The 12,245-nt window shown below is 52.9% G+C and carries 9 protein-coding genes, 6 tRNA genes and 1 rRNA gene; all 16 read right to left on the bottom strand.

Features of this window, described 5'->3' with window-relative positions:
* Position 1: 1 nt before the first annotated feature.
* The gene (gene hisG, locus F556_RS0131865) at positions 2-649 is read right to left on the bottom strand and encodes an ATP phosphoribosyltransferase (protein WP_020621068.1); all 648 of its coding nucleotides are present in this window, start codon (positions 647-649) and stop codon (positions 2-4) included.
* The gene (locus tag F556_RS0131860; protein WP_020621067.1) at positions 646-1,836 is read right to left on the bottom strand and encodes an ATP phosphoribosyltransferase regulatory subunit; all 1,191 of its coding nucleotides are present in this window, start codon (positions 1,834-1,836) and stop codon (positions 646-648) included. Before F556_RS0131860 ends, hisG begins: the two co-directional genes overlap by 4 nt.
* Positions 1,837-2,086: 250 nt before the next feature.
* Positions 2,087-2,638, bottom strand: coding sequence for an acyltransferase (locus F556_RS0131855; RefSeq protein ID WP_026297617.1), 552 nt, complete (start codon positions 2,636-2,638; stop codon positions 2,087-2,089).
* A complete protein-coding gene (ppaX, locus tag F556_RS0131850; RefSeq protein WP_020621065.1) occupies positions 2,635-3,294 on the bottom strand; it encodes a pyrophosphatase PpaX in 660 nt (219 codons plus the stop codon). Before ppaX ends, F556_RS0131855 begins: the two co-directional genes overlap by 4 nt.
* 34 nt (positions 3,295-3,328) lie before the next feature.
* Positions 3,329-4,441 carry a prolipoprotein diacylglyceryl transferase gene (gene lgt, locus F556_RS0131845; protein WP_020621064.1) on the bottom strand — a complete coding sequence of 371 codons (1,113 nt, stop codon included), beginning with the start codon at positions 4,439-4,441 and terminating at the stop codon, positions 3,329-3,331.
* Positions 4,442-4,457: 16 nt separating this feature from the next.
* Positions 4,458-5,396, bottom strand: a complete 939-nt coding sequence (gene hprK / locus F556_RS0131840) for an HPr(Ser) kinase/phosphatase (protein ID WP_020621063.1) — start codon at positions 5,394-5,396, stop codon at positions 4,458-4,460.
* Between the two features lie 248 nt (positions 5,397-5,644).
* Positions 5,645-6,766, bottom strand: coding sequence for an ABC transporter ATP-binding protein (locus F556_RS0131835; RefSeq protein WP_020621062.1), 1,122 nt, complete (start codon positions 6,764-6,766; stop codon positions 5,645-5,647).
* Between the two features lie 90 nt (positions 6,767-6,856).
* Complete coding sequence (locus tag F556_RS0131830) at positions 6,857-7,981, bottom strand: PucR family transcriptional regulator (RefSeq protein ID WP_020621061.1); 1,125 nt, start codon at positions 7,979-7,981, stop codon at positions 6,857-6,859.
* Positions 7,982-8,055: 74 nt separating this feature from the next.
* Positions 8,056-11,181, bottom strand: coding sequence for a hybrid sensor histidine kinase/response regulator (locus tag F556_RS35845; protein WP_020621060.1), 3,126 nt, complete (start codon positions 11,179-11,181; stop codon positions 8,056-8,058).
* A 99-nt stretch (positions 11,182-11,280) separates the two neighbouring features.
* Positions 11,281-11,356 (bottom strand) — tRNA-Lys (locus F556_RS0131820).
* 17 nt (positions 11,357-11,373) lie between these two features.
* A tRNA-Tyr gene (locus tag F556_RS0131815) sits at positions 11,374-11,458 on the bottom strand.
* Between the two features lie 9 nt (positions 11,459-11,467).
* Positions 11,468-11,543 (bottom strand) — tRNA-Phe (locus F556_RS0131810).
* A gap of 17 nt (positions 11,544-11,560) precedes the next feature.
* Positions 11,561-11,636 (bottom strand) — tRNA-Asp (locus F556_RS0131805).
* Between the two features lie 27 nt (positions 11,637-11,663).
* Positions 11,664-11,739: transfer RNA gene (locus tag F556_RS0131800), tRNA-Val, on the bottom strand.
* 9 nt (positions 11,740-11,748) lie between these two features.
* Positions 11,749-11,825, bottom strand: a tRNA-Met gene (locus tag F556_RS0131795).
* A 101-nt stretch (positions 11,826-11,926) separates the two neighbouring features.
* A 23S ribosomal RNA gene (locus F556_RS0131790) occupies positions 11,927-12,245 on the bottom strand; the annotation flags it as partial.

Raw genomic sequence — 12,245 nt, 5'->3', positions numbered from 1 at the left:
CTTAGGCCTGCAACTGCTTCTCCGATATCGTACGCTGCAGCCTGTCGCAGAGGCTCTGAATCGCGTCATTTTTCATCCGGTAGCTCACCCGGTTCGCAATCAGCCGGCTGGTGATGCCGAAGATGCTCTCCATCTCCACCAAGCCGTTTTCCTTGAGCGTCTGACCCGTTTCTACCATATCGACAATACGGTCGGCCAGCCCAATCAGCGGTGCCAGCTCGATCGAGCCATTCAGCTTGATTACTTCGACCTGCTGACCCTGCTCCCGGAAATACTGCGAGGCTACATTCGGATACTTGGTAGCAACCCGTGGATGAATCGATGGCTGCCAGTCCGGCAGACCGATGACCGACATCCGGCATTTGGCGATACCCAAGTCCAGCAGCTCGTAGACATCCTTGTTCTCTTCCATCAACACATCCTTGCCCACAATCCCGATGTCTGCCACACCGTACTCCACATAGGTCGGGACATCGACCGGCTTAGCCATGATGAAGGACATGCCTACCTCAGGAATTTCAATAATCAGCTTGCGCGTATCGTCAAAATCGCTCGGGATCGGCAGTCCCGCTTCCCGGAACAGCTTGGAGGCCTGCTTGTAGATGCGGCCCTTGGGCATAGCAACCTTCAGCAATTCTTGCTCTTTCATTGACTCGCGCCTCCCTTCGTCCGGCTGTCCAGTCGCAGCACTTCATCATAATTGTTCTCTGCAGGCTGCCACGTCGTCCAGTCGTCAACTCTGGCCGTGACAGCAACTTCTCCGGCTTGCCGGCGCTCCTGTGCGACCGTCAACGCGTCAACACGGCTTGCATCGTCATAGCCGATCAGGACGCGCCGACGTACCGCATCCACGTCGCCTTCCACCAAATCCAGGATGCGCGTCGTTTTCACAGCAAACCCGGTTGCTGGCGCTGGTCTTCCGAACTGCTGCAACAGATTGTCGTAACGTCCGCCACTCACAACAGGGAAACCCAGGTCAGCGGCATAGCCTTCAAACGTCATGCCCGTGTAGTAGGAGAAATCACCGATCATGGTCAAATCGATCAGCACCTGCTCGCGCACGCCGTACGCCTCGAGTACCTCCCAAATCTTGCAGAGATGTCGGATCGAGGCTTGTGCCGTTTCATTCACACTCAGCTGCAGCGCCTGCTCGCACACTTCGTTGCCGCCGCGCAGCCGGAGGATCGCCTCCAGCTCTTTGCGGGCCGGCTCAGGCAGTTCAAGCTGCGTCAGACGCTCCCGGTATCCAACGTAGTCCCGACCCAGCAGACAGGCTTTGAGTTGCTCCTGAGCCTCCTGCTGCCCGCTCAGCATCTCTTCGAACAAGCCATTCAGGAATCCGACATGCCCGATCGCGATTTTGAACCGGCTCACACCCGCTGCCTGCAGCGAAGCGATCGCAAGCGCCACCATCTCGGCATCAGCTTCCGGTGAGGCGTCGCCAACGAGTTCTACCCCCGTCTGGAAGAACTCTGCCTCACGACCGGCCTCTTCTTCAATGGAACGGAACACATTGGAATGATAAGACAAGCGTAGTGGAAACGGCGTTTCCTTCAATAGCGAAGAAACTACGCGAGCGATCGGCGCAGTCATATCCGAGCGCAGGACGAGCGTCGTCCCCCGGTTATTGAGCAGCTTGAACAGCTTCTGATCGGACGTCGAGCTGGCGACACCGACCGTATCGTAATATTCCATCGTTGGCGTAATGATCTGCTCATAGCCCCAACTAGCCATACAATCCAATACTTGGCGCTCCACGGTCCGCAGCTTGGCAACGGCGTGTGGCAGGTAATCCTTGGCACCAATCGGTTTCTCGAACACTTTAGGTTTTGACACTCTATTCACCTTCAATTTGCTTTAGTTTGTTAACGTGCTACCATACTACCAAAATAAAGAGTTTAGACGTAATATTATCATGAATAACAGGCTCCGTCAACCGCATTCCGCCCTGTCAGACCCGCCTGGCACAGCCCAAAGAGGCCGCCTGGCAGGACATTGTCCTGCAAACCGCCTGCTTGGACCTCCACGCCTTGAAGAGGTACTCTTATAATCGATTTTCTAGCCCGTCGACGCCGCTTATCCGCGTTCAGCGCTCTGGACGATCCTCTTCCGCACCGGCTTCACTCTCGGAAACCTCCCGCTCGGCCATCGCGGTCTCATTGGTACCAATCACCTGCATGGGATTCCCTCCCACAAAGGCGTAAGCCGGAACATCCTTGTGCACCAGCGATCCCGCGGAGACGATGGCATGATCGCCGATAGTAACACCCGGGAGAATCGTCGTATTGGCACCGATCATGACATGTTCACCAATCTGCACATCGCCCAGCCGATACTCCCGAATCAGATATTCATGGGTAAGTATTGTCGTGTTGTAACCGATGATACTGTTATCACCAACCCGGATTCGTTCCGGAAAAAACACATCGACCATCACCATCAAGGCAAACGCGGTATGCCGTCCTACCTGCATGCCAAGTATCCGGCGATAAATCCAATTCTTAACCGGCAGCACCGGACAATAACGAGCGATCTGGATAGCGATGAAATTGCGGACGGCCTTCCATGGGCTAACGGTGCGGTACACCTGCCAGAGCGCGTTTGGCCCGTCTACCGGATAGCGTTCAACGTTTCTCAGGGCGTCTCCCGCTCCAATCCGACCAGCGTGAGCAGCTCGCGCATGTCATGGATGATGTAATCTGCTCCGGCCTCCCGCAACTTTTCCTCGCCCTTGAGCGACCAAGCTACGCCTACTGATTTGACTCCGGCTGCAGCGGCCGACTGAATGTCGACGATGCTGTCGCCGACCATCAGCGCTGTCCCAGGCAGGACGCCAAGCTTCTCCAGTGCCAGCTCAACGGGCTGCGGGTCCGGCTTTGGACGGTCTACATCATCCAGCGTGACAATGGCGCTCATATACTCGCGAATGCCTACATGCTTCAGTCCACGCTCGGTCGTCATCTGCATTTTGGTCGTCACAACCCCCAGAGCAAGTCCTGCCTGGTGCAGCTGCTCCAGTACCTCTGGCACATACGGGAAGGGACGCACCAGATCGTCGTGCAGCTGCAGATTAATCTTCCGGTACGCTCCAATCAGCTCCGCAACATCTTCAATTCCCGAGAATTGCTGCAGTTGCACCGCCAGCGGCAACCCCATGCTTGGAATGATATGCTCACGGGTGAAGTCTGCAGGTACGATATCCTTTAACGCATGCAGGAACGATTGAATAATCAACTCGTTGGTGTCCAGAATCGTACCGTCCAGATCAAATAATACCGTTTGATAGTTTGCCATGCCGTTCTCCTTGTCATTACGCAATACGTAGTTGCTATTTTTTGTCCTTGTTGTCCTCTACAGGGTTATTCTTCTTCCCTGCTGTAGTGGACTCGTCTGCTGGCTCTTCACCAATGTCCTCCAGAACGGTCATCACTTCATTCTTCTCCATCGTCACGAGTGGATCTGCTTCGCGAGCATCCGTAACGACCTCGTCCGATTCATGCGTAACGGTCGTACCGTCCGACTTGGACGAAACAATCGGATCCAGATAGCGCTGCGAAGCTGCTCCTGTCGCTCTCCGGATTGTAATGAGGGCAATACACACCAGGATGATAATCAGTGCCAGCAGCTGAGAGATCCGGACATTGCCATACGCTGGGTCCAATGCCCCCGGAGTGAATACGCCCGTCATAGGTGACCACAGTCCCTGAATGAACGAGACGAGCCACTCCGGTCCTTTGAAGGCCAAGCTATCTGTACGCAGTCCTTCAATGAAGAAACGCCCGATCGAATACCAGATAAAATAGGAGAAGAGCAGCTCGCCCGACCGCAGAAAGCGCTGGCGACGCAGCACGAACAGCACGAGCAGTCCGACGAAGCTCCAAGCCGACTCATACAGGAAGGTCGGGTGCCGGAACATCCCGTCGATGAACATCTGATCCACAATCCAGGATGGCAGATGCAGTGTATCACGCAGGAAGGATTGTCCGACAGGTTCGCCGTATGCTTCCTGATTCATGAAGTTGCCCCAGCGGCCAATCATCTGGCCAATCAATAGCGATGGGGCACAGATATCGGCGATTCGCCAGAAGTTATATCCTTTGTAACGGAAATAAAAGAACCCGCAGATCAATGCACCGATCAGCGCCCCATAGATGGCGATACCACCGTTCCAAATCTTAAAGACATCCACCCAATTGTCTTTGTACTCATCCCATTTGAAGGCGACATAGTAAATTCGGGCACCGATAATTGCCGAAGGGACACCGAGCAGCAGCAAGTCCATGAAGAATTCCGGCTTAATGCCAAAACGCTTGCCTTCCTGCACAGCGAGCAACAGGCCGGCCAATGCGGCCGCGCCCAATATGATTCCATACCAGTTCACAGTAAGCGGCCCCAGTTCAAAGGCGACCGGATTGAGACTCAGCAGACTCGTCAGATTCATTCTCCCCTAAGCTCCTTTATTCGTAATCGTCGATATCGTCTGCGATGGTCTCTGTAAGTTTGTTGGTAAACTGCAGCGCAGCATTGTAACCCATACGTTTTAGACGATAATTCATCGCAGCCACCTCGATGATAACGGCGAGGTTACGGCCAGGTCTGACCGGTACTGTAATCAGTGGTACGTCGGTATCAATAATACGCGTCGTTTCTTCATCCAGGCCGAGCCGGTCATACTGCTTCTCCTGCTGCCAATTCTCCAGCTTGATTACAACGCTAATCCGTTTGCTGCTCAATACCGCACCCGCTCCGAACAAGGTCATGACATTGATGATGCCGAGCCCTCGAATCTCCAGCAAATGACGGATCAACTCCGGCGCCGCTCCATGCAGCTGGCCGTCCGACATCTGCCGGATCTCCACCGCATCATCGGCAACCAGTCGATGTCCGCGCTTGACGAGCTCCAGCGCCGTCTCGCTCTTCCCGATGCCGCTGCTGCCTGTAATCAGCATGCCGATGCCATAGATGTCTACCAATACCCCATGAATGGTTGCAGTCGGGGCCAGTTTCTTCTCCAGGAAATTCGTAATTCGGCTGATCAAGCTTGTTGTTGCTACGCCGCTGCGCAGCACCGGGATCTTCTTATCCTCTGCCCGGTCCAATAGCTCCTGAGGCGCACTCAGTCCTCTGGTAACGATGATACAAGGCGTCTCAGGGTCGCATAGCCGTTCCAGACGGTCTACCCGCTCCTCCGTATCCAGCGTCTCCAGGAAAGCCAATTCCGTCCGCCCTAGAATCTGTACGCGCTCATTGGGATGATAGTGAAAGTACCCTGCCATCTCCAGTCCTGGACGGTACAAGTCGTCTACCGTTATGCCTCTTTTCAGTCCGTCTTCGCCTGCGAGCAGCTCCAGCTGGAATTGCTGGACGAGCTCCGACACCTTCACTCTTTTGGGCATGTCTTGGCCTCCTTACGTCCGGCCTCCTGCCGGCTATCGCATGTATTGCACTCTAGACTCAATGTATCCATCGTATAGGAATTAGACGCCGAAAGCAACCAGCCCTGCCGCTTCAGAACCATAATAAAATAGCCCCACAAAGTGAGTCTTGGCTTCGAAAGCGTACTCCGATACAGTGCGGGGGCCCGAAAACATAAAACAGCCGCCCGGAAATCCGGACAGCTGTTGGTTATAAATAAAGGGGGGAATTAGCTTTCGAATACGTTCAGCTCAGTTGTCAGGTCGAACATGTGAACTTTGTTCATGTCGATCGCCAGTTTGACGTTGATACCGTCAGTTACTGTGGAGCGGCCGTCTACACGAGCGATAACTGTCTCTGTACCCAGACCGTTCAGGTAGAGATACTTCTCATGACCCAAGTTCTCGGATACTTCCACGTGTGCGTTAACTACGCTGTTCGGGGAAGCTTCGATGAAGACTGGCTCATCATGGAAGTCCTCAGGACGAATGCCCATGATTGCTTCTTTGCCGACAAGACCTTTTTCACGAACGATTTGTGCTCTGCCTTCTGTAAGAGCAACATCGATACCCGTTGTTTTGAAACGGATGGCTCCGCCTTGCTCAGACAGTGTACCTTTGATGAAGTTCATCGAAGGCGCGCCGATGAAGCCGGCTACGAACATGTTAACTGGACGGTTGTACAGCTCTTCAGGAGAAGCTGTTTGTTGGATGAAACCGTCTTTCATAACAACGATACGGTCACCCATTGTCATGGCTTCGATCTGGTCATGCGTTACATAGATTGTAGTAGTCTCAAGACGCTTCGTCAGTTTACTGATCTCGGCGCGCATTTGACCACGAAGTTTAGCATCCAAGTTGGAGAGCGGCTCATCCATGAGGAATACTTGCGGCTCACGAACGATCGCGCGGCCCAAGGCGACACGCTGACGCTGACCACCGGAGAGTGCCTTCGGCTTACGGTCGAGCAAATGCTCAATATCAAGAATTTTGGCAGCATCGCGAACGCGCTTGTCGATGTCTGCTTTTTTGAATTTACGGAGTTTCAAACCAAATGCCATGTTCTGATAAACGTTCATGTGCGGGTACAAAGCGTAAGATTGGAATACCATCGCAATATCGCGGTCTTTTGGAGCTACGTCATTAACAAGACGCTCACCGATGAACAGTTTACCTTCGGAAATTTCTTCGAGACCGGCAATCATCCGCAGTGTTGTCGATTTCCCGCAACCGGAAGGTCCAACCAGTACGAGAAACTCCTTGTCCTTGATGTCCAAGTTGAAGTCTGTAACCGAAGCCGTTTCGGAACCGGGATATTTTTTAAAAATGTGCTCTAAGCGTACGCCTGCCATTTTGTTTCCCCCTAAACATTTGGTTTACTTGTTACTTTCTATCTTAGCTTAGTCCTCCACAGATGACTATGCACATACTTTACAAAAAAACTACTTTCTTTTCGTCACTTTATACAATAGCAATATAATCTTTACTAATACGGCGTCCCGGAACATGCGAACATCCAATCCGGTCTCCTGCTTCAGCTTGTCCAGTCTGTACAATAGTGTATTGCGGTGAATATACAGCTTCTTGGCGGTCTCGCTAACGTTGCAGTCCAATCGGAAGAAGGTTTCCAGCGTCATGAGAATCTCCGGCTCCAGCAGCACATCGGAGCGGTTCAGCAGCTGCTCCATATACTCGGCCCGGCGGGACTCCGGTATACTCCCAAGCAAGCGCTCCAGGTGAAGCATCCACGGCAGATGAACATTCTCTCCGACATGGAACTTACGCCCGAGGAACACCGTCTCCCTCAGCAATGATGTCGTTTCCACAATGGCCTTGGCCGGCCCGATGGGCTCTCCCACGGCCAGATGACACTCGCCCACCCACTCGCTTGCCAGCATGCCATGCAGACCCGAGCACATGGATGCCAATAATTCGCGCGGGGTTTCTTCATCGCCTTCACTGCGGTCTTCATTCTCTGCATCGCTCAGCAGCGACATCGGTCCTAGAATTAGCCATTCCTGCTCCTTCAACGGAATCAACATGACTTCTTCAATGAAAAAGGAATTCAGCAGTTTCTCCAGCTCGGCATACGTGTTGCGCAGCCGTTCATGCTCGCTCACCAGAAGGAAGGGAATCATATCCGAGAACAGGCGTCCGCCAAACGTCATCGCCTCCGGGACCTCGTTGTCCAATCGGCCCTGCTCCAACTGATCCGTAATCCATACGCCCAACTCTACGGCCTGCCGCTCAGCCTCCTGAGCTGCATGAGGAATGGATGGCTTCACCGGCTTCATATTCTCAATCGTCCAGCCAACCAGACGACGTTCGATCTCGGAGAGCGCATCCGCCTCCAGCTCAATGACCTCCACGTGCGCCCGTTCCATCCGGACTGCGTACCATATCCGTCCGCCAGCAACATTCAGGCTCGCTCCGGGCACGGCCTCCAGAGGCGTTAGAGCGCCTTGCTCGAGACTCGCGTTGTTCCATTCCTGCAGATCAATTCTCAAAACACGCAACGGGCTGTTCAGGATCTGCTCCAGTTGCTCTTTCCACTGCGCAGTGCTCATGCTATGCTGTGCTCCTATCCGCATTGCTCATGAATGCCCTTTTACAGACATTGTATCATAATTGAATGACCAGATTAAACAGCACCGGACGGGACGCCCGAGGATGAAGAAGGAATAAGGAAGGAAATTGTCGTTCCCTCATCGACCATGCTGTGAATCGTTAGTCCCCTGCCGTACCGCTGTTTTAACCTGCGATCTGTGTTGTAGAGACCAATGCCGCCCGCCGGAGGCTGGTCGCTTCCCAGCACACGCTCAATCTGCTCTTCGGTAATGCCTTTGCCGTCATCGCTAATCTCAAGCCTCGTTCCCTCTTCACATCGCTTTGCCTTGATTCGTACGGTACCACCTCGCGAGCGCTGCATCACGCCGTGGCGAACCGCATTCTCAACAAGCGGCTGGAGCGTAAGTGGCGGCAAGCTGATCCCAGCCGCATCTTCCGTGTCCATCTCCACTTTCAACCGTTCCCCGAATCGCTCTTGCTCGATATAGAGATAGGCCTCTACGAGCTCCAATTCATGCGATAGAGGCACGAGTTCTTTCGTGTTCAAGAAGTTAAAACTGATCCGCAGGTAAGAAGCAAATGCATCGACGAGCCGCTGCATCTTCTGAAGGTCAATATCACTCAGCGCCATAATGGAGTTCAACGTATTGAACAGAAAATGCGGCTGGATCTGTGCTTGCAGGTAGGCGGCTTCCATTCTCAGCGTATCGTGCACCGATTGCTTGAGTGCTGTCAGCGAGAGAACCCGGTAGCGAAGCTCCATCGCATCTACCGGCTTGGTAACATAATCATTGGCTCCTGCCTGAAAGCCGGCTGCAATGTCCTCTGGCTGACTGCGGGCGGTGAGCAGCAGAATCGGCAGCTCGAAGAGTCGGAATCGCGCTCTCGCCAGACGGGTCAGCTCGTAGCCGGACATCTCTGGCATCATGACATCGGCAATCAGCAGATCCCATGGCTCTGCAGCCAACAGACGTACCGCTTCTCTGGCCGATCTTGTCGTATGCACCACACACCGTTCAGTTGCCAGGAGGCCAACCATGACTTTGAGATTGACAGGATCATCATCCACCGCCAAAATTCTGAGCGACCGGTCTGACTCCGGTATGCTGTCTACGCCATGTCCCCTCCGGTCGAACATAGGAACCAGCTGCTGAGGAGTCAGGTCCTCTGCATGATATTCCGACATCTCCGTCACGGCAGTGGTGGCTTCCGCCACGCTTCCTTCAGCGGCTAGTGGCAATCGAACCGAAAACACGGAGCCTTCCCCCGGTTTTGAACGCACGGAGAGTTCGCCGTCATGCAGCTCCACCAATTGATGGACAATATGCAAGCCTAACCCGATGCCACCACTGGACATCCCCGGAACGCCTTGCTCATATCTCCCGAATATTCGTTGCTGCAGCTCAGGGGTCATGCCTTCGCCGGTGTCTGCTATCCTAAGTAAAGCCTGACCGTTATCTTGCTCTGCGGTTACCGTGATCGCCCCACGATCCGTATATTTGAGCGCATTATGAAGCAGGTTAAACAGAATTTGAACAACCCTTTTCTCATCTGCATAGACAGGAGGAAAATCTGCACTTATGTTCATCCGCAATTCAACGGGCCGGTCCTCCAGCATAAAGGACAGCATATCCATAACCCCCGAGGCTGCTGATTGAAGCAGTACGGGCTCCCGTTGCAGGACGATCCTGCGCTCTTGTAGTCTCACAGCATCCAGGAGATCTCCAACCATATGCGACATGCGACGGCTGAGCGTCACCAGCAATTCCATATCCTTGCGGCTTTGCTCACGCATGACGTTCTTTTCCTTATCCACCACTGCCTGTGCAATGTTCATAATGCCGTGCAGCGGTGTTCTCAGCTCATGCGACGTGTTAGCAAGGAACTCATCCTTTTGTTTATCTGCCAGCTTCAGTTGTTCATTCAGTCTGACATTTTCCTCCCAGTTGCGGAAGTACCGCTTAAACCAATAGGCGGAGAATCCGACCAGTGCTGCGATGATATCCACCGGGTAGTAAATCCCTCGCACCTGCTCCTGATTGACGAATACACCCCAGCCGGCGCTGGAGATAATACTGAGCCCCGCCAATAAGAGATATATGGAGTCATCCACCTGCCGGATTACCATCCTAACAATCAGGAATATTACCCAGATCAGTGGCAGCAAGTACAAGAAAAGCATCGGGCGTAAGTGAATGTAAATATGATAGATCGTACTGGCTTCGCTGACCATAACAACTCCGCTGAACAGAAGCAGGATGGCAAAATAGCTATAGAACAATCGTCCGGGGCGGGTATTAGAGAAGCTAAAGGTTAAGAGCAGCATAAAAAAGCTTAACCACGTGTAGGCCAATAATCGAATCTTGAGTGTCCAAGTATAGTTGGCCGACAGCCACAAGGACAGCAGAAAATCGTGGTCCGATATGATGGATAAACCCACTGCGATTAACAAACCAAAAAACAGCAAGAAAGAAACGCCCTTGCGATTAAATAAAAACAGGATTCCGGCATACAACGCATGCAGAAGCATAACAACAAAGGCAATTAACTGAAAGCCAATGGAGTACATCCGCTCGGTGTCGATTGTTGCCTGGCTGCCAAATCGGATGGGCCGGACAATTCCACCCCGGTCCGGATGATCATAGTTGGCCACACGAACGAGAACTTCAATGGCCGTCCCTTCGTTTAGAATACTCGCAGTGTAGGATAAGTTCTCCGGCCGATAGGTCTCTGGAGAATCGGCCACTTGTCCAAACATCCCTTCTGCCACACCGTTGATTTCCAGCTGAGATGAAGCTTGAATATTCTGTACCCAAAGTCCGTAAGGCTCAGTAAAGTGGGGGTTCACCTGGATCTGCAAGCGATAGGTACCATATCCATATGAATTTTCTCTCGGCTCCGTCCAGCCAGCCTGCCAGTCTCCAGGCACATCCAAATAAACGGGCTGCGGCGCGTCTGGCGCCTGAAGCTGCTCAGCAGTCATTAACTGATCGGGATAAAACGCCCATTCGCCATCCAAATGAATAGAGGATTCCTGATCAAAAGCCCACTCGCTCAGATCGAGGACCCCCTGTTGTACAAAGGGCTGATCCGGCAGTTTATTACTTGTATACCATAGGAGACGCAAACCTCCCAAAATGAGAATGAAGAGGAGCAGCAAGGTCACATTTCGTAGCAAGGATTGTTTTTTCGACATCATGTCATGTAGATTCGACAACCTCCGCACAAACCCTTTTTGCATACAAAAAAAGCCGTTCCTGCGGCTTGGCCGTGGAAACAGCTTGAATGTGATAAAACATGGTGAGCCATGAAGGGCTCGAACCTTCGACACCCTGATTAAAAGTCAGGTGCTCTACCAACTGAGCTAATGGCTCCCGTGAAGGAAAAAAACTGGTGGAGGATGATGGATTCGAACCACCGAACTCAGAGAGAGCAGATTTACAGTCTGCCGCGTTTAGCCACTTCGCTAATCCTCCATAAACAAATGGTGGCTCGGGACGGAATCGAACCGCCGACACGAGGATTTTCAGTCCTCTGCTCTACCGACTGAGCTACCGAGCCTTATAAGTGCAAAAAAATGGCGGAGCTGACGGGGATCGAACCCGCGATCTCCTGCGTGACAGGCAGGCATGTTAACCGCTACACCACAGCTCCATGAACGAAAAAAAAGCAAAAAAAATATGGTGGACGCTGAGGGGATCGAACCCCCGACCCTCTGCTTGTAAGGCAGATGCTCTCCCAGCTGAGCTAAGCGTCCTTATGTAGTTGGTAGCGGCAGAGGGGATCGAACCCCCGACCTCACGGGTATGAACCGTACGCTCTAGCCAGCTGAGCTATGCCGCCACATTACATAGACTGCTCGTCCAAACGAACAGAAAAAACAGAGTTTGCACTCTGAAAACTGGATGCGAATCAAGCATGGTGTATCATTAGCTGAGTTGTATTAGGATAAGCCCTCGACCGATTAGTATCCGTCAGCTGCATGCATTGCTGCACTTCCACCCCGGACCTATCAACCTGGTCGTCTACCAGGGGTCTTACATACTGGGAAATCTCATCTTGAGGGGGGCTTCACGCTTAGATGCTTTCAGCGTTTATCCCGTCCGTACATAGCTACCCAGCGGTGCTCCTGGCGGAACAACTGGTACACCAGCGGTACGTCCATCCCGGTCCTCTCGTACTAAGGACAGCTCCTCTCAAATTTCCTACGCCCACGACAGATAGGGACCGAACTGTCTCACGACGTTCTGAACCCAGCTCGCG

The organism is Paenibacillus daejeonensis DSM 15491, from assembly GCF_000378385.1.
GTDB classification, from domain to species: domain Bacteria; phylum Bacillota; class Bacilli; order Paenibacillales; family Paenibacillaceae; genus Paenibacillus_D; species Paenibacillus_D daejeonensis.
Note: the sequence above shows the minus strand (reverse complement) of the source record. Positions and strands in the feature narration are given on the sequence as shown.